At 71.2% G+C, this 21,408-nt stretch carries 25 protein-coding genes; 9 read left to right on the top strand and 16 right to left on the bottom strand.

Annotated features, from left to right (window positions below):
* The first annotated feature begins 33 nt into the window (after nt 1-33).
* The gene (locus ACFHWS_RS18675) at nt 34-402 is read left to right on the top strand and encodes a hypothetical protein (protein ID WP_416568643.1); all 369 of its coding nucleotides are present in this window, start codon (nt 34-36) and stop codon (nt 400-402) included.
* On the opposite strand, the gene ACFHWS_RS18680 is transcribed toward ACFHWS_RS18675, so the two are convergent.
* From ACFHWS_RS18680 to ACFHWS_RS18695, 4 genes are all read right to left on the bottom strand, one after another.
* Entirely contained in the window at nt 393-644 is a 252-nt protein-coding gene (locus tag ACFHWS_RS18680; RefSeq protein WP_416568644.1) for a hypothetical protein, read from the bottom strand. The genes ACFHWS_RS18675 and ACFHWS_RS18680 overlap by 10 nt on opposite strands.
* Before the next feature lie 1,135 nt (nt 645-1,779).
* Entirely contained in the window at nt 1,780-2,364 is a 585-nt protein-coding gene (locus ACFHWS_RS18685; protein ID WP_158632114.1) for a TetR/AcrR family transcriptional regulator, read from the bottom strand.
* A 210-nt stretch (nt 2,365-2,574) separates the two neighbouring features.
* On the bottom strand, nt 2,575-2,826 hold the full coding sequence (locus ACFHWS_RS18690) for a helix-turn-helix domain-containing protein (RefSeq protein WP_416555894.1): 252 nt from the start codon (nt 2,824-2,826) through the stop codon (nt 2,575-2,577).
* Between the two features lie 147 nt (nt 2,827-2,973).
* Nucleotides 2,974-3,720 (bottom strand): zf-HC2 domain-containing protein, encoded by a 747-nt coding sequence (locus tag ACFHWS_RS18695; RefSeq protein WP_416568645.1) that lies wholly within the window; start codon nt 3,718-3,720, stop codon nt 2,974-2,976.
* A 126-nt stretch (nt 3,721-3,846) separates the two neighbouring features.
* Between ACFHWS_RS18695 and ACFHWS_RS18700 the strand changes: the two genes are divergently transcribed.
* The 3 genes from ACFHWS_RS18700 to ACFHWS_RS18710 all read left to right on the top strand — a co-directional run bounded on the left by ACFHWS_RS18700 (nt 3,847) and on the right by ACFHWS_RS18710 (nt 5,155).
* Nucleotides 3,847-4,428: a sigma-70 family RNA polymerase sigma factor gene (locus ACFHWS_RS18700; RefSeq protein WP_416568646.1), complete on the top strand. Its 582-nt coding sequence runs from the start codon at nt 3,847-3,849 to the stop codon at nt 4,426-4,428.
* 93 nt (nt 4,429-4,521) lie between these two features.
* Entirely contained in the window at nt 4,522-4,839 is a 318-nt protein-coding gene (locus ACFHWS_RS18705; protein ID WP_416568647.1) for a hypothetical protein, read from the top strand.
* A gap of 46 nt (nt 4,840-4,885) precedes the next feature.
* Nucleotides 4,886-5,155 carry a hypothetical protein gene (locus ACFHWS_RS18710; RefSeq protein WP_416568687.1) on the top strand — a complete coding sequence of 90 codons (270 nt, stop codon included), beginning with the start codon at nt 4,886-4,888 and terminating at the stop codon, nt 5,153-5,155.
* 44 nt (nt 5,156-5,199) lie between these two features.
* On the opposite strand, the gene ACFHWS_RS18715 is transcribed toward ACFHWS_RS18710, so the two are convergent.
* Genes ACFHWS_RS18715 through ACFHWS_RS18725 form a run of 3 tightly spaced genes read right to left on the bottom strand, consistent with a single transcriptional unit; the run spans nt 5,200 to nt 7,246 of the window.
* Nucleotides 5,200-5,829, bottom strand: a complete 630-nt coding sequence (locus ACFHWS_RS18715) for an MBL fold metallo-hydrolase (RefSeq protein ID WP_416555898.1) — start codon at nt 5,827-5,829, stop codon at nt 5,200-5,202.
* Nucleotides 5,829-6,914, bottom strand: a complete 1,086-nt coding sequence (locus tag ACFHWS_RS18720) for an S-(hydroxymethyl)mycothiol dehydrogenase (RefSeq protein ID WP_416555899.1) — start codon at nt 6,912-6,914, stop codon at nt 5,829-5,831. Before ACFHWS_RS18720 ends, ACFHWS_RS18715 begins: the two co-directional genes overlap by 1 nt.
* Nucleotides 6,911-7,246 carry a hypothetical protein gene (locus ACFHWS_RS18725; protein ID WP_416555900.1) on the bottom strand — a complete coding sequence of 112 codons (336 nt, stop codon included), beginning with the start codon at nt 7,244-7,246 and terminating at the stop codon, nt 6,911-6,913. The genes ACFHWS_RS18720 and ACFHWS_RS18725 overlap by 4 nt, the downstream gene beginning before the upstream one ends.
* Between ACFHWS_RS18725 and ACFHWS_RS18730 the strand changes: the two genes are divergently transcribed.
* On the top strand, nt 7,232-8,299 hold the full coding sequence (locus ACFHWS_RS18730; protein ID WP_416568648.1) for an enoyl-CoA hydratase: 1,068 nt from the start codon (nt 7,232-7,234) through the stop codon (nt 8,297-8,299). The genes ACFHWS_RS18725 and ACFHWS_RS18730 overlap by 15 nt on opposite strands.
* A gap of 20 nt (nt 8,300-8,319) precedes the next feature.
* On the opposite strand, the gene ACFHWS_RS18735 is transcribed toward ACFHWS_RS18730, so the two are convergent.
* From ACFHWS_RS18735 to ACFHWS_RS18745, 3 genes are read right to left on the bottom strand one after another with little or no spacing between them, the layout of a single operon-like run.
* A complete protein-coding gene (locus tag ACFHWS_RS18735; protein ID WP_416555902.1) occupies nt 8,320-9,510 on the bottom strand; it encodes an osmoprotectant NAGGN system M42 family peptidase in 1,191 nt (396 codons plus the stop codon).
* A gap of 22 nt (nt 9,511-9,532) precedes the next feature.
* Complete coding sequence (ngg, locus tag ACFHWS_RS18740; RefSeq protein ID WP_416555903.1) at nt 9,533-11,344, bottom strand: N-acetylglutaminylglutamine synthetase; 1,812 nt, start codon at nt 11,342-11,344, stop codon at nt 9,533-9,535.
* Nucleotides 11,331-13,115: an N-acetylglutaminylglutamine amidotransferase gene (locus ACFHWS_RS18745; RefSeq protein ID WP_416568649.1), complete on the bottom strand. Its 1,785-nt coding sequence runs from the start codon at nt 13,113-13,115 to the stop codon at nt 11,331-11,333. Before ACFHWS_RS18745 ends, ngg begins: the two co-directional genes overlap by 14 nt.
* Before the next feature lie 321 nt (nt 13,116-13,436).
* On the opposite strand from ACFHWS_RS18745, the gene ACFHWS_RS18750 reads away from it, so the two are divergent.
* Nucleotides 13,437-13,988, top strand: coding sequence for a hypothetical protein (locus ACFHWS_RS18750; protein ID WP_416555905.1), 552 nt, complete (start codon nt 13,437-13,439; stop codon nt 13,986-13,988).
* 8 nt (nt 13,989-13,996) lie between these two features.
* On the opposite strand, the gene ACFHWS_RS18755 is transcribed toward ACFHWS_RS18750, so the two are convergent.
* Together ACFHWS_RS18755 and ACFHWS_RS18760 are read right to left on the bottom strand one after the other, a co-directional pair.
* Nucleotides 13,997-14,347 carry an STAS domain-containing protein gene (locus ACFHWS_RS18755; protein ID WP_416555906.1) on the bottom strand — a complete coding sequence of 117 codons (351 nt, stop codon included), beginning with the start codon at nt 14,345-14,347 and terminating at the stop codon, nt 13,997-13,999.
* Between the two features lie 244 nt (nt 14,348-14,591).
* Entirely contained in the window at nt 14,592-15,254 is a 663-nt protein-coding gene (locus tag ACFHWS_RS18760) for a DUF4142 domain-containing protein (RefSeq protein WP_416568650.1), read from the bottom strand.
* A 202-nt stretch (nt 15,255-15,456) separates the two neighbouring features.
* Here ACFHWS_RS18760 and ACFHWS_RS18765 point away from each other — a divergent pair, with 202 nt between their 5' ends.
* From ACFHWS_RS18765 to ACFHWS_RS18775, 3 genes are read left to right on the top strand one after another with little or no spacing between them, the layout of a single operon-like run.
* The gene (locus ACFHWS_RS18765) at nt 15,457-15,660 is read left to right on the top strand and encodes a hypothetical protein (RefSeq protein ID WP_416568651.1); all 204 of its coding nucleotides are present in this window, start codon (nt 15,457-15,459) and stop codon (nt 15,658-15,660) included.
* Between the two features lie 23 nt (nt 15,661-15,683).
* Nucleotides 15,684-16,196, top strand: a complete 513-nt coding sequence (locus ACFHWS_RS18770) for an MSMEG_6728 family protein (protein WP_416555909.1) — start codon at nt 15,684-15,686, stop codon at nt 16,194-16,196.
* A 33-nt stretch (nt 16,197-16,229) separates the two neighbouring features.
* On the top strand, nt 16,230-17,105 hold the full coding sequence (locus tag ACFHWS_RS18775) for a DUF1775 domain-containing protein (protein ID WP_416568652.1): 876 nt from the start codon (nt 16,230-16,232) through the stop codon (nt 17,103-17,105).
* Nucleotides 17,106-17,150: 45 nt separating this feature from the next.
* Here ACFHWS_RS18775 and ACFHWS_RS18780 read toward each other — a convergent pair whose 3' ends face one another.
* The 4 genes from ACFHWS_RS18780 to ACFHWS_RS18795 form a co-directional block, all read right to left on the bottom strand.
* Nucleotides 17,151-18,731, bottom strand: a complete 1,581-nt coding sequence (locus tag ACFHWS_RS18780; RefSeq protein WP_416555987.1) for a copper resistance CopC/CopD family protein — start codon at nt 18,729-18,731, stop codon at nt 17,151-17,153.
* Nucleotides 18,732-19,054: 323 nt separating this feature from the next.
* Nucleotides 19,055-19,282, bottom strand: coding sequence for a ferredoxin (locus tag ACFHWS_RS18785; RefSeq protein WP_416555911.1), 228 nt, complete (start codon nt 19,280-19,282; stop codon nt 19,055-19,057).
* Nucleotides 19,283-19,380: 98 nt separating this feature from the next.
* Nucleotides 19,381-20,589, bottom strand: coding sequence for a cytochrome P450 (locus ACFHWS_RS18790; RefSeq protein WP_416568653.1), 1,209 nt, complete (start codon nt 20,587-20,589; stop codon nt 19,381-19,383).
* Between the two features lie 209 nt (nt 20,590-20,798).
* Nucleotides 20,799-21,365: a hypothetical protein gene (locus ACFHWS_RS18795; protein WP_416555913.1), complete on the bottom strand. Its 567-nt coding sequence runs from the start codon at nt 21,363-21,365 to the stop codon at nt 20,799-20,801.
* Nucleotides 21,366-21,408: the final 43 nt, after the last annotated feature.

Below are 21,408 nucleotides of genomic sequence, written 5' to 3' on the forward strand. Positions count from 1 at the left end.
CGGGGCGGCCGGGTCCGTTCGCTGCGGACAGATGTGATCGTCGATGGCATGCGCCCGTCACGAACGGCCCGACATGCCGGGATCCTCCTTGTTCTGCTGCTGTGTCTGTCTGCCTGCAGCGCGACCAGCGCGAAATGCCGAAATAACAGTTGTACGGTCGCCGTCAAGACAACCGAAACTGCAAGCGTGGAGATTCTCGATCACCAGATGGAATTCCGGGATCTTGCCGCCGGATCGGTGACCGTGGTCTACGCCGGACAGCCCTATTACATCCCGGTCGGGCAGACGGCGGGGGTCGGTTCGCTGACCGTGACGGTGACCTCGGCAGAACCGGGTCGGGCGCAGCTGGTCATCGCCGCGGATCAGCACAGCGGCGCGGATACCGCTCGTGGTCACCGTTGAATCCAGAGACGCAGCTCCTGCGGGTCGAGACAGGCCAGTACCGCTTCATGCAGGATCATGCTGGCCGCCCGCGCCAAGGTGAGGTCGAACTGTCCGGTGCGGCCGTCGGGTAGCCGCAGCGCGACCGTGCCGGTACGCCGGTCCACGGCACAGCGCAGCGGTAGTTCGGCAGGCCGGCCACCCGGCGATCGGACCAGGACCCGCAGCTCGACCACGCCGTCGGAGACCCGTCGATCGACCATGGGCCCGCTGGCTGGAGGGGCGGGTCGACCGGCCGGCTGAGGCCGGACGCGTGCCGCCGGTTGGCGCTGGGGACGCCGGGGCGGATCGCGTTCCGGTCGGCAGGTCGGTGTCATGGTGCGGCCGTTCGGTGGGCCCGGCCCGGTCGCGGGCCTCGCCGCTCGGGCGGCACGCACTGGTTCGGGCGGTGGCCGCCGGTCGGCGCGGGGCGCGAGTTCGGGGCGGCCGAGCACCACGGTGTCCACGCCGGTGCCCTCCGCGCCGGTGACCCGGTACCGGACGGTGACCGCGGTGTCGGACAAGTTGAGCACCACTCCGGGCCGCCAGGCCCCGGTACGGTGGATCCAGATCGGATCACCTCGTCGGTACGCCGTCACGGTGCCCGCCGTGCCGGTTGGTGGCAGGCGCGAGCTGCGGCCCGTGCCGCTCACCGGAGCTCGTACCGCATTATTGGAAACTGCCTCTGATCGCCGGGACAGGTCGTAACGTTGCTCGGCCGACGATACTTCCCCGACGACCGGGCGCGGCAGGGGTCGATGCCTGGTGCCTATTCGGATATTGCGGACCAGGAGGTGGGGGATGCCGAGTCGCGTCGTCTTCTGACGATCAGGGAAGATGTCGGGCGCTCCCGCCGGATATCGTAAGCTCCCGCCGTGTTGCCGAGGACCGGATCGACATGACTCGGTGTGAACACGCATTCGAGGCTCATGCACTGTCGCGTTTCCCCGAACCGCTGTGATCTCGCCGGTGGCGTGCACCGATGTACTCGGCCGATGGTCGATCGTGCGACCAACGCCGCCCACGACGAAGTGGTCGGGCGACTCTCCGTGACGTTTCGTGGGTGGCTGACGCCGGCCGGGCGGGAGGTGGTTGGCCGCGCGGTACCGAGGGGGCGGGCGCGTACGGCAGCGGCGGGCACGGAAGCTAACCCAGCCTCCTAGGATGCCATAGGGACTGTGCGCGCCCCCGCCCAGCGGACGTGAACGTCCATCAGCTACTTACCAACGAGAATGTCTGCAGTGGAGCGTCAGAGCTGGACCGGCCGACCGGCGGCTGAGGCGCAGCGGTTGGGCGGGAGCGTTGCTCAACCACCCAGTAAACTGCGGCGCATCGCCGGGCCGGCCGTAGCGCCGCTGATCAGCGGCGTGCGGCGATGCCGTCCAAGAAGAGGGTGGTGCAGTCGGTGATGAGCCGGTTCAGCGAGTACTTGCCGCCCGGCCTGAACCATCGCACGGTGAGCCAAACCGCATCGCGGGTGAGCCGGTAGAAGGTTTTCGGGTCGATGTCGGAGCGCAGGGTGCCGTCCCGGCGTCCGGCGTCGATGACGGTGAGCCAGACGCTCTCCACCTCCTTGGCCACGCCCTTGAGATAGCCGAACCGGGGCAGGCCACGCAGGTAGTTCGCGTCGTTCTGGTAGATCTCAGTGGCGTGCGGGTGGCTGGCGGCGCACTCGAGCGAGGCCCGGATGAGTTGCCGCAGCTGGTCGTCCGGCCCGTCCGGCCCGTCGAGGATCTGCTGGTAGCGGGCGCGTAGGTCGGCGAGGTAGCTGGAGATGATCTCGTCGACCATCGCCTCTTTGGATTCGAAGTGGTGGTAGAGGCTACCGGACAGGATGCCCACGTCGTCGGCGATCTCGCGGACGGTCGTGCCGGCGACGCCTCGGCTGGCGAACAGTGCGCCAGCCCGGTGGAGTATGTGCTCTCGTCGGCTGCGGGAAGTCACCAATGTCTCCCTGGTCGTGTAGCGGTGAAGCGGACACTTGCTGGCACCTTCCGCGACGAACCGGCCTGGCGGACCCAGCCGGATTCGGCAGTCAACCATGGTGGCTCTCTGGCCAATGTGATCGGTGACCTTGTGGCCATCTTGGGGGCGGAGGAGGTGCATCCGTCAGTCTAGGACCCAGGCAAGACGATTAACCGTATGCGTCGTGACCTAGTCCAGTGTGTCCTGATCAGCGCCTGTGACGCTGTCCTGAGACTCAGGCGTACGGTCAGCATGGACGGTCGGATCCGGGCGGCGTCCGCCGCGACCGCGGATGGGTACGCCCGAGAAGTGCAGTCGCCGGTGCACGTAGCTGTACGACACGCCGAGCTCAGCGGCGATGCGCCTGATCGGCGCTCCGGCGAGGTACCGGCTGACGATCTGGGCGTTCGTCGGGCGCTCGGCGGGCGGGGTGGCCGGCATGACTGCTCCCTGGCCGGTACTGGACGGTGGTGTCGTTGCGGATGCTCCCGGACGAAGCCGGAGGCTGTTTCGTCGTCACCATGTCCCGCCAGCGGGAGCGGAGGTTGACCGGCCGGGTTGTCAGATCAACGGCACCGGGCCGACGGATCAGGCCGCCCGGTCCCGGCGGATGCTGGCCGCGCCACCCCGGACCACCCGCAATGGTGTCGGGCCGGTCGCTGGTGGCTCGTCGTCAAGTTCGACGCGCCAGCGTGATCGGGTGCGGCCAGCGTCCCCCGGTGACGTGTCCGGGTCGCCGCCGCGTCGGCGCAGCGTCAGGATGAGCAGATATCCGGCGACGACCAGGCCGTGGCTGAGCAGCCGCGGATAGTCGACCCGCCCGGTGATCACGTCGTTGACCGACAGCAGTGCCAGTACCGCGACGAACGCGGTCAGGGTCGGCAGCATCCCGGCCGGCCGGGTGCGCCGGACGGCGATCCACACGAAGCCGGCGCCGAGTGCGACGTTCCAGGCCGCAGACTCGTGCCACAGGTGGTTGGGGGCAGTTCCACCGACCGGATCGGGCACATGCAGATGGCCGTCGGCGACGCCGCCGATCTGGGCGGCACCGAGCAGGAACTGCGCGATTCCGAGCACGCCGAGGGCGTACCGCAGCAGCAGGGCGACCCGGGCCGCGGTCAGCCGTCGGGGTGGCGCGAGCGCGTCGAGCACCGACTCGTCGACGGTGCCGACCGGTTCCGGGCCGGTACGCCGGGCGAGGTCGGTGACCATGTCGGCGTCGGCGTACCAGGATCGGCACCCGGCGCAGCCGGTCAGATGGTCCCGCGCCGCAGCCGACTCGGCGGCGTCGGTTTCCCCGTCGAGTTCGGCCGACAGCAGCTCACGAAAGTCCACGCACCCCACATGTCAATAGTCGGCCCGTCGGCCGGGACGGTTCCCACCGGGGTAGCGCCGGCAGGGCAGGCACCACCCCGGTGGGTGGACTATGGCGGGGGGAGGCTTCCCGGATACTCTTCAGGCATGCCGCACGCCGCACCGGACGACGCCCAGATCACCCGTTGGGCCCTCGCAGCCCGCGACGGTGACCGGGCGGCCGCCACGTCGTTCGTCCGGGCCACCCAAGGTCAGGTGCAGAGGTTCCTCACCCATCTGGTGGACAACACCGAGGCGGAGGACCTCGCCCAGGAGACGTTCCTCCGGGCGATGCGGTCGTTGCCGCGCTTCGCTGGGCGCTCCAGCGCGCGTACCTGGTTGCTGTCCATCGCCCGGCGGGTCGCCGTCGACCATATCCGCGCCGTCGTGGTACGGCCCCGGGTCGCCGACCTGGCCGACTGGCAGGCGGTGGCCGAGGCCGCGGTCACCGGCCCACGCTTCGAAGAAGCCGTGGCGCTGCGTCAGCTGCTGGTCGGCCTGGCCGCCGACCGCCGGGAGGCGTTCGTGGCGACCCAGATGCTCGGGTTGAGCTACGCCGAGGCCGCCGAGGTCTGCGGCTGCCCGGTCGGGACGATCCGGTCCCGGGTCGCTCGGGCCCGCGAGGACCTGGTCGCCGCAATGACGGACTCGGGGCGGCAGTCCGGCCGGCAGCTACGAGCGATCAGCTGATCCCTCGTGCCCTGTCCCGGACAGAGTCGGCGGCGGCGTTCGTCCGCCAGTCCTGATGGTCTCGCGGCATCCGCCGAGCTGAACCCGGCGCGTGTGACTGCGGTCGGGGTCGGCTTCGGAGTGCCGACCGGGCTACTCGCGGTGCTGCTGCCGGCGATCGGCGTGATCGGCCCGGTCGTCGTGCAGGTGGCGGTGGCCAGTGGGTTCGCCATGCTCGCTGAGGCCGGTCTGAGTTTCCTCGGGCTCGGTGTCCAGCCGCCGGACGCGAGCTGGGGCGCGCTGCTCGGCCGGGCGCTGCCGTACATCGACACCGCCTGGTGGCTGGCGGTCGCCCCCGGCGCGGTGATCACCTTGACCGTGCTGGCCACGAACGTGCTCGCCGGTCACCGACCTCACCGTCGCGGTGGGTAGCGCCGCCGGCGGCTGGACCGACCTCGTTCACAAGGTGTCGATCGAGGTGGCCGCAGGTGAGACCGTAGGGCTGGTCGGGGAGTCGGGCTGCGGCAAGAGCACCACCTGCACCCGGCGTTCACCATCGGCGAGCAGATCGTCGAGTCGGTGCGCCGGCACCGGGGGCTGTCCCGCCGGACGGCCGCCGACCGGGCGGTCGAACTGCTCGACCTGGTCGGCGTGCCGAACGCCCGGTCCCGGGCCTGGGCGTACCCGCACGAGTTCTCCGGCGGGATGCTGCAGCGGGCGCCGGACGCCGCCGTCGACGGCGAACTGACCGGGATTCCCGGTGCCCCGCCGGCCCGGTCGCGGAGTGGCCAATCAGTGGCCGCGGGCGATCCACTCGTCGAGGTGCGGCCGTTCGGCGCCGATCGTGGTGCTGTCGCCGTGTCCGGTGTGCACGATCGTGTCGTCCGGCAGGGTGAACAGCCGGTCGCGGATGGACGCAAGGATCGTGCCGAAGTCGCTGTAGGAGCGGCCGGTGGCTCCCGGGCCGCCGGCGAACAGCGTGTCGCCGGTGAACGCCACGCCCAGCTCGGGCGCGGACAGGCAGCAGGCACCGGGGCTGTGCCCGGGGGTGTGCAGGACCCGCAGCGTGGTGCCACCGACGGTGAGCTGCTGCCCGTCGGCCAGTGCGGCGTCCGGGGGCCGCTGCGGGTGGACCTGGTCCCAGAGCACCCGGTCGGCCGGGTGCAGCAGCACCGGCGCGCCGGTCTCGTCGGCCAGGCGCGCCGCGACCCGTACGTGGTCGTCGTGGGCGTGGGTCGCGACGATCGCCCGGACGGTACGCGCGCCGATGACGGCGCGGATCGCCTCGACGTCGTGCGGGGCGTCGATCACCACGCATTCGGTGTCGTCGCCGACAACCCAGACGTTGTTGTCGACATCGAAGGTCTCCCCGTCCAGGGAGAACGTCCCGGACGTGACGGTGTGGTCGATCCGGGCGGTCATCAGAACACCACCACCGAGCGGAGCACGTCGCCGTGGTGCATCTTGCCGAAGGCTTGCTCGACCTGGTCGAGCGGGATCTCCTCGGTGACGAAGGCGTCGAGGTCGAGCCGGCCCTGCCGGTACAGTTCGGTCAGCATCGGAAAGTCGCGCGACGGCAGACAGTCGCCGTACCAGCTGGATTTGAGCGCGCCGCCGCGACCGAACACGTCCAGCAGCGGCAGTTCGACGCGCATCTGCGGGGTCGGTACGCCGACCAGGACGACGGTGCCGGCCAGGTCCCGGGCGTAGAACGCCTGTTTCCAGGTTTCTGGGCGGCCGACGGCGTCGATGACGACATCGGCGCCGAACCCGCCGGTGAGTTCTTGGATCCGTTCGACCACGTCGGTCTGCCGGGCGTCCACGGTGTGGGTGGCGCCGAAGCCGCGCGCCCAGTCGAGTTTCCGGGGGTCGGTGTCGACGGCGATGATGGTCGTCGCACCGGCCAGGGCGGCCCCGGCGATCGCGCCGTCGCCGACGCCGCCGCAACCGATGACCGCGACGGAGTCGCCGCGGCCGACGCCGCCGGTGTTGATCGCGGCGCCCAGCCCGGCCATCACTCCGCAGCCGAGCAGGCCGACGGCGGCCGGCCGGGCCGCCGCGTCCACCTTGGTACACTGGCCGGCGTGCACGAGGGTCTTCTCGGCGAAGGCGCCGATGCCCAGCGCGGGGGAGAGTACGGTGCCGTCGGTCAGTGTCATCTTCCGGGTGGCGTTATGGGTGGCGAAGCAGTACCAGGGTCGGCCCCGGACGCAGGCCCGGCAGGTGCCGCAGACGGCCCGCCAGTTCAGCACCACGAAGTCGCCGGGGGCGACGTCGGTCACCCCGTCACCGACCTGTTCGACGATGCCGGCCGCCTCGTGGCCGAGTAGGAACGGGTAGTCGTCGCTGATGCCGCCGTCGCGGTAGTGCAGGTCGGTGTGGCAGACACCGCAGGCCTGCACCCGCACCACCGCCTCGCCCGGGCCGGGGTCCGGTACGACGATCATGGTGACCTCGACCGGCGTACCGGTGCTCCGGGAGATCACACCCCGGACGTGTTGGCTCATCGGAACTCTCCTGAAACGTCGTCGTCACGCAGGTTTGGTCTGAACCTACCGCCGGGCGGACCGGCACGGAACCGTCCCGCCCGGCGTATCCCCTGGTGGTGACGACTACCGCTGGTCGGCGGCCGACTCGACCAGGTGCCGGACCGGCCGAGGAAGGCGGCGCAGTACGCGCCGTCGAAGACCCGGTGGTCGAACGAGGCGGTCAGCACGGCGACCCGACCGACGTCCAGTCGGGTCCGGCCGTCGGCGCGGCCCAGCGGTTCGGCCATCAGCCGGTCCAGCCGGGCACCCTTGGCGATCGGGTGCCCGTGCGAGCGGTGGTTGCCGGTCATGTAGTCGTCGAGGCGGGTGGCCAGGCAGGCGCCGACGAAGCGACTGACGAGGCGATGCAGGCGAGCTGGCTGCTCGGCGAGGCCGGCTGGCTCGACCCGGACCGCGACGAGCGGTACGCGGTGGCGACCATGGCGGGGGAGCGGGAGCAGAGCCGGTCGGCGCTGCGCGGCGCCCTTTGCTCGCCCGGCGCGACGAGCCGGTCACCACCCGCACGGCGTCCCATACCCTGGACATGGTGGTCGCCGAGGGTGGCGACCTATGGCAGTGGGTCCTCACCGACCGGATCAGGAGCTGACGTGCAGACCGTTTCGCTGCGTACCGCCGACCATCCGGGTGTGCGGGTGCTGACCCTCGACGATCCCGACCGGCGTAACGCGATCGGCGCCCTGATGAAGCGGGAACTGACCGAGGCCGTGTCGATCGTCGCCGCCGACCGCGACGCCCGGGTTCTGGTCGTCACCGGCGCCGGCAGCGCCTTCTGCTCGGGCGCGCACCTCGACGAGATCTTCGGCGGCCCCATCCGGCCGGTCAGCCAGACCCGCCGCGACCTGGAGGAGATCTACCGCAGCTTCCTCGCGGTGCGCGACCTGGACCTGGTGACCATCGCCGCAGTACAGGGACCCGCCGTGGGTGCCGGTCTCAACCTGGCGATGTGCTGCGACCAGCGGATCGCCGGTCGCCAGGCCCGGTTCGGGGCGACGTTCACCCGGATCGGCCTGCACCCCGGCGGCGGCTGCACCTACTTCCTGGTCGACGCGCTCGGCCCGCAGCGGGCCATGCAGATCCTGTTGGACGGCGCGATGCTCGACGCCGCGCGGGCCCACGACCTCGGTCTGGTGCTCGACGTGGTCGACGATCCGCTGGCCGCCGCGTTGGCCGCCGCGCGCCGCTACGCCGACCTGGACCCGCATCTGGTCCGCCACGTCAAGCAGAGCGTCCGGATCGCCGCCTCGTCCGGCCTGGATGCCTCGGTGCAGTACGAGGCGTGGGCCCAGGCCGCGTCGGCCAGCGATCCGGCGGTGCTGGCCACCCTGCTCGGCAACCGGCGCTGAGGCCGACCGACGACCGGGCGTCAGGCCACGCCGATCGGCCCTTCCCGGGGCCCGGCTTCCTGCGCCGGCTGCACCGCCAGCGACGGGAAGTCGGCCAGGTCGCCGTCCGGCTCGGCGTCCCACTCCGGGAACACCAGCTCGCTCTGCAGGTAGAGGCAGAGCAACTGGGTGAGATGACGCAGCCCGTCCAGGTGGGTGCGTTCGTGACCGTGGGTGGCGTCCACTCCGAAGCCGAGCAGCGCCACCCGGGCGTGCGCGCCGGCCTCGACCGCCGCCGCCACGTCTGACCGGTAGTAGTCGAACACGTCACGGACCAGATCGACGCCGTGATCGGCGGCCAGGCCGGCCAACTTACGGGTCAGGTGGTAGTCGAACGGACCGACGCCGTCACCCATGGCCAGGGTCGCGGCGTTCTCCCGGGACTGCTGTCCGGGCGCCACCACCGCGGCGTCGACCGAGACGATCTCGGCCACGTCCGGGTCGAGGCCGTGACTGGCACCGTGCCCGACCTCCTCGGTGCAGGTGATCAGCAGATGGGCGGTGACCGGCGGCTGCTGGCCGGCGTCGACCATGGCCTTCACCGCGGTCAGCACCGCCGCCACCCCTGCTTTGTCGTCCAGATGCCGGGACTTGACGTACCCGCTGGACGTGATCGTCGGCGCCGGCAGCATCGCTACGAAGTCGCCGACGTCGATGCCGAGCGCGCGGAGTCCGGCGATGTCGGTGACCGGCTCGTCGACCCGCACCTCAACCTGCTCCCAGCCGACACCCTGCAGGTCGACATCCTCGTTGTAGCGGTGGCCGCTGGCCTTCAAGGGCAGCACCTGGCCGGTGATCACCCGGTCCAGGCTGTCGGTGTAGACCCGCACGTGGGCACCTTCGGCGAACCGGGCGCTGTGGGTGCCGATCTGCTTGAGCTCCAGCCGGCCGTTCTCCTTCAACCGTTTGACCATCCCGCCGATCGTGTCGGTGTGCACCACGATCGCCCGATCCGCGCCGGTGGTCCGTGGCCCGCACAGCGAGGCGCTGAGCGCGCCCCGCCGGGTGACCGTGAACGGGATGCCGAGAGCGGACAGCCGTTCTCCGACGTACTGCTGCACGTGGTCGGTGCGGCCGGACGGGCTGGGGATGTCCAGCAGCTCCAGCACCACCTGCTGAAGGTAATCGAGGTCCAGTTTCAGGGGGGCGGGGAAGTTCGGGTCGGCCGGCATGCCAAGACCGTACCGTCGCCGATCACGGCGTTGCCGGCGCCCCGCCGGGGCCGGGCGGGCTCCACCGCCGCTGCTGCGCGCTGGTGCCCGGGAACAGCAGGTCGATGAAGCGTTCCGCGGTCGGCTGCGGCTCATGGTTGGCCAGCCCGGGCCGTTCGTTGGCTTCGATGAAGACGTGGTTGGGCTGATCAGGAGCGGTCACCAGCAGGTCCATCCCGGCCACCGGAATGGCCAGCGCCCGAGTGGCGGCCACGCACGCCGCGGCCAGGTCGGCGTGTAACCGGTCGGTGACGTCGTGGATCGTCCCGCCGGTGTGCAGGTTCGCGGTCCGCCGTACGGTCAGCACCTCGCCGGCCGGCAGCACGTCGTCCATCGTGTGCCCGGCCTCGGTGACCACTTCCCGGGTCAGGCCGTCCATCGGGATCTTCGACTCGCCCCCGGTGGCGGCGGCCCGCCGCCGGCTGTGTCGCCGGACCAGCTCGGCCACCGTGTGTACGCCGTCGCCGGTGACCGCCGCTGGGCGGCGGACCGCCGCAGCCACCACCTCGTGGTCGATTACCAGGACCCGCAGGTCCTCCCCTTGGTGCCGCTGTTCGATCAGCACCTGCGGGCAGTGCCTGCGGGCCAGGTCGACGGCGGCCTTTAGGGCGGTCGCGTCGGTGACACCGACGGTGATCCCGGTGCCCTGTTCGCCGCGGGCCGGCTTGACCACCACCTCACCGACCTTGGCGAGGAACGCCTCGTCGTCGGCGTCGCCGGTGGCGGTACGGCCGTGCGGCACGGCCAGCCCGGCGTCGAGCAGCACCCGCCGGGTCACCCGCTTGTCGTCGCATCGGCTCATCGCCACCGCCGAGGTCAGCTCGGACAGCGATTCGCGGGTGACGATGCTGCGGGCACCGTTGGTCAGCCGCAGCTCGCCCCAGGACGCGTCGATCACCTCGACCCGGATGCCGCGGCGCATCGCCTCGTCGGCGACGATCCGGGCGTACGGGTTCAGCTCGTCGTAGCCGTCCGGCATGCTGGCCAGGAAGAGCCGTTCGTTGATCGGGTTCTTGCGTTTGACGCACAGCGTCGGCGTGCGTTCGAAACCGAGCCGTTCGTAGAGACGGATCGCACCGTCGTTCTCTGCCAGCACGGACAGGTCGACGTAGACCCGGCCGCGGTCGGCGAGCCGGCCGGCGAGCTCCAGCAGCAGCGCCTGACCGGTGCCGGGCGGTGCGTGCAGCGGGTCGACGGTCAGGCACCACAGGCTGGAGCCGTTCTCCGGGTCGTCGAAGACCGCCACGTGGTCGATGCCGGTGATGGTACCGACGACCTGCCCGGTGACCGACTCGGCGACCAGGTGCACGAAACGTTCGGTCGCGGCGTTGTCGACCAGGATGTCGACCGGGGCGGTGACCATCCCGTTGTGGGCGTATATCCGGTTGACCGCGTCGGCGTCGGAATCGTCGCGCAGCAGCCGGATCCGCAGCCCCGGTTCCGGCGGCTGCGGCTCGCGTACCTGGGTGAGATCCAGCCGGAAGGTCAGCGACGGGTCGATGAACAACTCGTCCGGCAGCCGCGACACCAGCACGTGCGGGTCGGGCAGGTAGATGCAGATGTCGCGGGAGCCGGCGGCCTCCGAACGCAGCACGTCGGCGACGTCGGAGGGGTCGGCGAACGTCTGACCGAAGACCAGCCGGCCCCAGCCGCACTCCAGGATGACGTCGGCGCTGTCGGTGGGTTTGGCCGGCGGATCGCCCGGGACGACCGGGTCGCCACCAGGGCCGATCCGTTCCCGCCGGAGGGCGGGGGAGTCGGGGCGGGGGGCGCTCGTGTCGTCAGTCAATGCCATGGTTCTGCAGCCACATCTCCAGCAGTCCGAGTTGCCACAACTTGTTACCCCGCAGCGGGGTGAGTTCGGCGTTCGGGTCGCGCAGCAGCCCGTCGACGTACCCGTCGCGGAACAGCCCGCGCCGGCGGGCCGGCGGCGCGTGCAGGGCGTCGCGCACCCGGTCGAGCAGCTTGCCCTCCAGGTGGGTCAGCCCGGGTACGGGGAAGTACCCCTTCGGCCGGTCGATCACCTCCCAGGGCAGCACCCGGCGGCCGATCTCCTTGAGTACCCCCTTGCCGCCCTGGGCCAACTTGAGCTCGGGCGGGCAGGTGGCGGCGAGCTCGACGAACTCGTGGTCGAGGAAGGGCACGCGGGCCTCCAGCCCGTGCGCCATCGTCATGTTGTCGACCCGTTTCACCGGGTCGTCCACGAGCATCACGGTGGTGTCGATCCGCAGCCCCGCGTCGACCGCGTCCTGCGCGCCGGCGCGGCCCAGGTGGGCGGCGGCGAACTCGCGGGCGGGATCACCGGCGGCGAGGTACTCCGGGTTGAGTACCTGGGTGAGACCGGCGGCGTCGCGGTCGAAAAAGGCCGTGGCGTAGGTGTCCAGTGCCTGGTCACGGCCGACCCGGGCGAGCGGCGGGTACCAGTGGTACCCGCCGAGGATCTCGTCGGCGCCCTGGCCGGACTGCACCACCTTGAGGTGCTTGGCGACTTCCTGACTGAGCAGGTAGAACGCGACGCAGTCGTGACTGACCATAGGTTCGCTCATCGTCGCGACGGCGGCCTCCAGCGGCGGCACCAGGTCACGGGCGGCCACCCGGATCTGATGGTGGTCGGTGTCGAACCGCTGCGCCACCAGGTCGGAGTAGACGAACTCGTCGCCCTCCCGTCCACCGACCGCGTCGAAGCCGATCGAGAAGGTGGCCAGACCACGTTGGCCCTGCTCGGCCAGCAGCGCCACGACCAGCGAGGAGTCGAGCCCACCGGAGAGCAGGACGCCGACCGGCACGTCGGCGACCATCCGGCGCTGCACCGCGGTGGTCAACGATTCGAGCAGAGCGTCCTGCCAGTCCTGCTCCGACCAGTCGGCGCGGCGCGGGTCCCGGCCGAACGGCGGATCCCAGTAGCAGCGCTCGTCCACCCGGCCGTCGGGCTGGTAGACCCGTACGGTGGCCGGGGGCAGCTTACGGATGCCGTTGAGGATCGTCCGCGGCGCGGGGACCACACTGTGGAAGCTGAGGTAGTGGGCGAGTGACACCGGATCGATGCCGGTGTCCACCCCGCCGCCGGCCAGTAGCGCCGGCAGGGTGCTGGCGAACCGGACCACGCCGGGGCGCTCGTCGACGTACAGCGGCTTGATGCCCAGCCGGTCGCGGGCCAGGACCAGCCGGCCACTGTCGCGCTCGGTGATCGCGATGGCGAACATGCCGATCAGATGGTCGACGAAGTCGACACCCCACTCGGCGTACGCCTTGACGACGACCTCGCTGTCGCCCGAGGAGAAGAACGTGTGCCCCCGTGTCTGCAGCTGTTCGCGCAGCTGGCGGTAGTTGTAGATGCAGCCGTTGAAGACGCCGGTCAGGCCGGCGGCGGAGTCGACGATCGGTTGGTTGCTGGCCGCAGACAGATCGATGATCTTCAGGCGCCGGTGTCCGAAGGCCACACTTCCGTGTGACCAGGAACCCCCGTCGTCGGGGCCCCGGTCACTCATTGTCGCCGCCATCCGCTCCACCGCACCAATGTCGGCGCGGGAACCGTCGCGGCGCAGCTCACCCGCAAGTCCGCACATGCGTACCCATCCTGCCAGACCGTTGCGGCATCGCCCAGTTGACGGCCGGATCCGGTGTCCCGACCAGTGCCCCGGAGCGCGGACGATCCCGTTCGGTGCCCTGTGCCGGGTCTCGCTACGCTGACCCGGCAGCAGGGCAGTTGCGTGACTAATCAATCAAATGGTTGGTGGGTGCCGCCGTGGCCCCAGGATTCGTCCCGACGTACGGTTCGCGGTAACGTTTGGTCGGGTTTGATGGCTGGACGGTGGATAGCTCCATCATCCGGCTGGCGTGGGTGCATCCGTCCCGGTTCGGGACGGATGCCGACCGGGGAGGGCTAGTTGCTGACCACGCTTGAGGGACACCACCTGCGGGCCTGCGTCCTCGGCCAGTCCTGGCTCATCCGTCAGTTGGAGCGCCGGGGCGCTGGCCTGGATCCGATCGCCCTGTTCGGGGTGGCCGAGGGGGCCTTCGTGACGGTCGTCGACCAGTTGGGTCGTAGTGGGTTCCCACTGACCGAGCTGCGCTGCTTCGCCGACACCGCGGTACGGCTGACCGCCGCCGGCCGGGAACCGGTCTCCGCCGACGAGGTGATCCGCATCGTCGGCTACCAGTTCGGGGAGCACGTCGAAATCGCTGACATCGAATCCCGTCGTTCCATTGCGGTACGGCGGGCGGTGATCGGTACGGCGGTCTGGCGGCTGCGGCTCACCCTGCATGACGTTGACAACCTCCTCCGTCGAGGGGAGAGCCTGGCCGCCCAGTGGGGGTTCGCCGCCACCATGTACCACCCAGGTCCGTTGACCGCCTGCTACCTGCGAGTCGTGGAGGCCCGGTGGGCCAGCCGGCAGTCGCGACGCAGCCGGCACACCCAACTGGGCCGGGTGCTGTGACCGTACGGTCAGCGCCCCACCGGCAGGTCGGACGGCGTCGCGTGGTCGGTGGGGAAGCCGAACAGCCCGAGAAGCCCGGTCGCCCACAGCTGCCGTCGGGTGAAGCTGCTGATGTTCTCCAGCTCGAGCCGGCTGCCGCTGACCCCGGCAGCCTGGTGGCAGGCGACCAGGCTGCCGATCCCGGTCGAGTCGATGAAGCTGACGTACGTGAGGTCCAGCACGATCCGCTCGGGTGCGGACCGGGCGAGCAGCGCGGTGACCGCGTCGCGGACCTCGCCGGCTGTGGCGAGGTCGAGTTCACCGTGCAAGGCGAGTCGTACCGTGGTGCCCTGGTAGCTCCTGGTGATGACGAAATCCACGTCGTACCTCCGGTCGGGTGGCGACGGGTGCCGGGGAGGGAGAGTGTTGAGGCATTGGTATTTGCCGATATCCGCTGATGCGCGCGGTGTGTGAGCCGTCACGTTACGGTATGTGCGGCTGATGTGCCAGCCCCGTTTCGGACTGTGCACCAACCCGGTCGACCACTGTGAGCGATCATCTCGTCCGTGCCCGCCGGTGCGGTCGTCCCGGTCCGACCGCACCGGCGTAGGGCCACGGTCCGGGTCAGCTCTGCGCCGGCAGGGGCGTCTGCGGGCTGACCGTCGGCGACGGTAGGGTCGGGTTCACCGTCGGCTCGGGCGTGGCGGTGCCCGGCACGGTCGGGTCAACCGTGGGGCTCACCCCGGGACTCGGCGAGGTCGGCAGCCCGAGCTGCGCCGCGAGGCGCTGCAACGCCGCGTACAGGTCGTCGAGCACCGGTCCGGCCTCCTGCGCCAGGTTCACCACCCGTTCGTCGGAGCCCTGCGCGATCTCGGCGTTGTTCACCTCGATCGCCTGGGCGTATCCCGTCAGCTGGCTCTCCACGAACGCCGTGTCGAACTCGGCACCGGACAACCCGTCCAGTCGGGTGACCACGTCCTGCTGCTCCCGGGTGGGCGAGTCGGGCAGGGTGACGTCGACCTCACCGGCCACCCGGGTGACCTCCTCATCCAGCCGGGTGTGGTCGGCCACCATGGCACCGCCCAGGTCCTTCACCGCCTGGTCGGCATCCTGCTTGTCCTGCGCCAACTGGCCGATCTGCACAGCGGCCAGATTGACCTGGTGGATCGTACGCAGGTACTCGCTGTCCTGCTCGGACGGTGCCGTCGCGTGCGCGGCCGCCGGGATCAACGCGACGGCGGTCAGCCCCGCCAACAGCCCCAGCCGGGTCACTACGGTCCTTCTCATCGTGGTACCTCCTCGCTCAGCGCTCGTCGGGGCAGCGAGATACCCGGCACCCCGGACGCCATGCCCGCCGGCCGGGATGAGCGCCGCCGGCCGACGGCGGATGATCCACCACCCTCGGCCGGGCTAGCCCGACCCGCCGACGGAATACCGCCGCCCGTACCGGGTAACCGGACGATGACCGACCAGATCACCGGGAGGCATCGTGACCAACGTCCAGCAACCGGAGATGCGTCGCAGTGGGGACAACCCGCTGGTCCAGGAGAGCAAGGGTCCCGACGGAGCCGACCGCCGGCCCGGGCGCCGTGGCGGCGGCAACCGGCCCGTCCCGGCCGGTCAGGTCTCGCCGTACGGTCCTCACCCGCCGGCCGCCGCCGACGACAGCGAATCCGACGACCAACCGGACTGACCACTCCGGTCGACCTCGGCACCATGCAGACGTTCCTGCCGTACCCGGACTTCGCGGCCAGCGCCGCCGTGCTCGACGCCCGACGACTAGGCAAACAGCGCGTCGAAGCGTTGCAGGTGCTGCGCGGCCTGACCGTGCCCGGGTACGGCTGGCGTCACCATCCGGCGGTCCGGATGTGGCACGGCCACCTGGAGGCACTGGTCCGGTACGGGCTGACGGTCTGCGTCGAATGGACCCGGGCTGGCCGGGCCGACACCGTCGCCGACACCCTGCGCCGCGAATTCACCGCCGCGACCGGCCGCACCCTGGTCCGCGACCAGGCCGAACTCGGCGCCGCCACCGCACTGCCGGCCTGGCTCGGCCGAGCCGACCTGCACCTGTCGCACCGCGCCGCGCTGGTACACAAGGACCCCGACCACTACCGTCCCCGGTTCGGCGACCTCGCCCCCGTACCGTACGTGTGGCCGTGCCCACCGGCGGTACCGCCGCCGATCGCCCCCGCCCCGTCCGGCGAAAAGGGTCCGTGGTCGGATTGAACCGTTCGGCCTCGTCCGCCGAACCCCTTACCGGTGGATCAGGATCCGGCGGCAGCGGCCGCCGACGTACGGGAGGCGAGGCTCATGGTCAACTGTCTGCGCGCGAACGCCGTCCGGATTGGCGCGGTGCTGTCCGGTCCGGTGCTGGCGGTCGCGCTGTCCGGTCCGGCAGTGGCTGCGGCCGGCATCGGCCTGGAACCGACTCAGGCACCTCGTGGAGCCGGCATCCAACTCACCTTCGAACTGCCGCAGGAACGGCCGGACACACACACCACCGAGGTGCGCCTCGACCTGCCGGCGGACCTGCCGATCGCCGAGGTCTACCCGATGTCGGTCGACGACTGGGCACCCCGGATCATCAACCGGACCCTGCCGGAGCCGCTGCCCGGCCTGCACGGTGGCCTGATGACCGAGGCCGCCGAGAGCATCATCTGGCAGTTGGTCGCCCCACCCGCCGACGAACCGGCGCCGGTGCTGCTGACCGTGTCGGTCGGCCCGCTGCCGGACGCGGACCGGATCGACTTCGCGGTGACCCAGACCTACTCCGACGGCACCGCGGTCCGCTGGGGCGGCCCGGCCGCGCAGCGGCCCGGCCCGGTGCTGACCCTCGGGCCGGCCGACCCGGCGGCGGCCGGTCACGGAGCCCAGCACGGCGGCCCGGCACCGGCCGCCGCCCAGGACCCCCCGGCACCGGCCGCCGCCGGGGGCTCGGACGCCGCCGCCGGCACTGGGATGGGACTGCTGCTGGCCGGCCTGGCCGGCGGAGCGGCGATCGGCGCGGCCGTCGTCTGGTGGCGCAGCCGCCGCCACCACCGCAGCGTCCCGGCGGACCCGAGCGGCACCGCCGACGACGAGGGCGAACTGGTCGTCACCGGCGGCACGACCCCCTGGCGGCTCACCGAACAGTGACCGCTGCCGTCCCGGTCTCCCTACCGCACGCCGGCCCGCCGCCGCTCAGCGCACCGGCACGGTGGTACGCACGGTCGCCTGGTCGATGTCGGACAGCCGGATGGTGAAGCGCAGCTCCCACTCGCCCGGCACCGGGAACGCGACCGCGCCGACCGCGTGATTGTCGTCCACCCCCAGTAGCAGGGTGGTCACCGGTTCGACGTCCTGTGCCGGCAGCGAGGTGGTCATCGTCCACTCCTCGACCCGTACCGGCGCGCCCTCCGGCGTGTACACGTAGGCGTGCACCGTGTTGTGCTCGCCGAGTTGTACCGGGTAGATGTCGAACTGGAGGGTGTACAGCGAGCTGGTCAGCGTCTGGGCGAAGGTGTCCTGCCCGAGGGCCTGGGCCTCGACGACGGCGGTACGGGCCGGTGTCGTCTGCACCAGTACCGCGCTGGCCCCGAGCGCCACCACGGCCACCGCGACCTCGACACCGACCAGGCCGGTGAGTCGCCGCACCTGCGACGCCCGCCAACGCCCGACCAGCCGTCGCGCGTACCCGGCGGTCAGCAGCAGAACCGCCACCAGCGCGATCTTCACCAGTACCAACCGTCCGTACGCGGTGGTGACCAGTGCGGTCGGGTCGCGGGTCTCCATCAGCGCCTGGACGGCACCGGCCAGCAGCAGCCAGCTGACCGCCACCGTCGCCCACCGGGACCAGACCGGCAGGATCCGGCCCAGCACACGGGGGTGGGTGCGGCGCAGCAGGACCGCGCCGAGGGTCACCAGCCCGCCGATCCACACCCCGACCGCCGCGATGTGCACGGTGTCGGCGGCGATACTGACCGGCGGTAGCGGCGCCGCCACCGCGTGACCGGTCAGCGGCCAGGTGACCAGGCCGGCCACGCCCAGCCCGACGAGGGCCAGCCCGCGACGGGTGCCACCGACCCCGGCGAGGGCCGGTGACACCAGTGCCGCCACCGCGGCCAGGACCACCAGCCGGCCGAGCAGCGCCAGCCCGTACCCGCTGTCCACGACGGCGGCCAGGTCCCCGGCGGAGACCTCCAGCAGTCCACTGCCGGTCGAGTACGGTGCCTGCAGGTACAGTCCGGCCACTGTGGCCAGACCGACAAGCCCCAGCCCGGTGCCGACCATGAGCTTGCCGGGCCGGCGGCTCAGCCGGGGCGGCCACAGCAGCGCCAGCAGCAGCGCGGGCCCGACGGCGAGCAGCACCCCGGCGTAGCCGACGTACTTCGCGGTGGTCACGGCGATCGCGACCGGCAGCCGCTGTCCGCCGTCGCGGGGCTCGGGCACGGTCGCGGACGGCGCTCCCACCGAGTACGTGTAACCGCTGCCCACCGGGTGGCTGTCCGCCGAGATCACCCGGTAGCTGACCAGGTAGGTGCCGAGCGGGCGGTCGGCGACCCGGACCGGGACGGTGACGGTGGTCCCGTTGGTTTGTGGCGTTCCGTCGTCGATCCGTTTACCGTCCGGCGCCAGCACCTGCAGGCGCCCGGTGACCGGGCGGACCGGTTCGCTGAACGTCAGCACCACTTCCCGGGGCGAGTTGCCCAGCACCGATCCGGGGGCTGGCTCCGCCGTGACCAGCACCGCGTGTGCGGCCGCCGGGCCGGCGGGGGCGACCATCACCAGTATGCCGCCGAGTAGCAGTGCCGCGACGCCGGCTGCGGCGTGCCGGGCCCGCCGGGCGGCTCGTCGTTGTCTCACTCCTGGTAGTTCGGTGCGACCGGGGCAACGGTTCATCGCGATTGACTCCGGGCGGGTCGTGGGCGTACCGACCGCCGGTGCCGTCGGTCGTTTCGTGGGCCGAGCGCCAGGAACGGACGCGTGCGTGCCGGGATGAATCGTTGTCGACCGGGCCGGATGTGTGCAAGCCGACCGCCGGTGGTCGTCCGGTCCGCCCTCCGGTCAGATCCGGATGGCCGTCGATCGGGCCCGACCCGCCGGGGTCAGGGCAGCGGTGCCAGCGGGGTGCCGTCGAAGTCGCGGACCAGAATCGCCTCGACCGGGCATGACTCAGCAGCGTCGACGACGGTGTCAGCCGGGTCGATGTCGGACGCGGCCGGCCGGGACACCCCGTCGACCAGGCTGAAATGTCCCGGGGCGGTACCGGCGCAGATGCCGGTCCCGACGCACCGTTGCCCGTCGACGCTGACCTGCCAGGACCGCTTGTTCATCGTCACCTCCGGAGAACAGCCATGGCATCGGCCGCAGGGGACTGGGACGACTCATCTTCGATGGACGGCACGGCCCGCGTCGGGCCCGGGAAGGAGGATCATCCCCAGGTCACCGGCATCGCGCTCAGCCCGCGCACCAGCAGGCCGGTCTTCCACACCAGCTGATCCTCGGGTACGGCCAGCCGTAGCTGCGGCAGCCGCCGCACCACCGCCTCCACTGCCACCTGCAGCTCCATCCTGGCCAGTTGGGCGCCGAGACAGTGGTGTACGCCGTGACCGAAGCCGACGTGCGGGTTGCTGGTCCGGGTCAGGTCCAGCCGGTCCGGGTCGGTGAAGACCTCGGGGTCGCGGTTGGCCGCCGACAACGATCCGATGACGGGTTCACCGGCCCGAACGAGCACTCCGCCGACCTCGACGTCCACGGCGGCATACCGAGCGAATGAGGATGCGGCGCCGAGCGGGACGTACCGGGTCAGCTCCTCGACGGCGCCCGGTACCAGGGCCGGGTCGGCGCGCAGGGCGGCGAACTGGTCCGGCTGGGTGAGCAGGACGTAGACGAAGTTGGGGATCTGGGTCACGGTGGTCTCATGGCCTGCGGCCAGCAGCCCGGCGGCGAGCTGCACGAGTTCGGCCTCGGTGAGCCGGCTTGCGTCGGTGTCCCGGGCCTGGACCATGGCGCCGAGTAGGTCGTCGGTCGGGTGCCGGCGGCGCTGTTCGACCAGTCCGGCGATGTAGCCGTGCAGGTTCTCGAGATACCCCCGTACCTGGTCGGGGGAGAGCGACGTGGTGGAGACGACGGCTTCGCTCCAGGTATGGAAGTGTTCCCGGTCGGCGTAGGGCACACCGAGGAGCTCGCAGATGACCCGGACCGGCAGCGGGGTGGCGAAGTGTTCGACGAGGTCCGCTGGCGGCCCGTCGGCGATCATGTCGGTCAGCAGTTCGTCGGCGAATTGCCGGGTTTGCGGTCGGAGCTGTTCGACCCGCCGGGCGGTGAACGCCTTGGCGACCAGGCGCCGTAACCGAGTGTGTTCCGGCGGGTCCATCGACAGAATTCCGCCCTCGATCTGTCGGGGGGTGATCCGTGGTTCGTCGCGGCCGACGCTGGCGGCGCGGGAGAACCGGGCGTCGCCGAGGACGAACCGGACGTCGGCGTGCCGGGTGGCCAGCCAGGCCGGTTCCCCGAACGGCAGCTGGACCCGGACCAGCGTCCGGTCCTGCTGTAGCTGCCGGTAGGTGTCGTCGAGGTGGAGACGGTCGGGCGCGGAGAAGGGGTAGCTGCGGGGTTCGGCGGCCCGGAGCTCGGACATGGTTTCACCTCCTGGCAGCCGGGCGCCCACCGAAGACGACGACCGGCACGGGACATTCCGATACTAGAGAAGTCTCTCGATTGATCGCAGCCCGGCGGCGATGTTGTCGCATGACTCAACCTAGCGTCCTAGCCTCCTCAAGGAAATATGCCGACCCCGCACACATGAGACAGCACCAACGAAGTCACCAACACCGCAGCAGTACCTGGTCAGCTCCGCCCGGCGGCATCGTCAGGCTGGGCATGGGAGAACAGCACCGGGGTCACCGGTCGGGCCCGGGGAGGCTCGGGGGTCGTCGGCGGGGGATTGCTCACCGGGGACTCTGCCGGCTGGTGTTCGCCGGTGAGCACCAACAGCTCGTAGGCCCGTTCAGCAGGCAGCCGGCCGGTGACGATCGCGATCCGCAACGGCACCGGCGGGGTTCCGGCGACGACGGCGACGGGCAGATCGAGCACCCTCGGGTCGACCTGCCGGCCGGCGAGGTGCCCGGCGGCGGCCGGGGGCAGGTCCCGCCAGGGACGGACGGTCTGCTCGGTGAATCCATGGCTGGCCCACTGGTCAGCCTCCGCGTTGACCCGGTCGGCGACGTGCTGCGGCACCACGTCGCGACCGCCGAGGTCGTCGCTGAGCAGCGCTCGGGCGAGCGGGCTGAGCTGGTCGACCGGGTACCACCGGGTCCGCTGCGTACGACGGCGGGAGATTTCGCCGGGCGAGGCGTCGGCCGTGGACCGGTCACGCCGGGCGTCTGGTTCGTGGTGGGCCGGCATGCCCATCATCCAAGCATGATCGACTGCCGTCCCATGGCAAGGGGTCGCAGGT

The sequence above is a fragment of the Micromonospora sp. LOL_013 genome (assembly GCF_048060315.1).
Lineage (GTDB): Bacteria > Actinomycetota > Actinomycetes > Mycobacteriales > Micromonosporaceae > Micromonospora_E.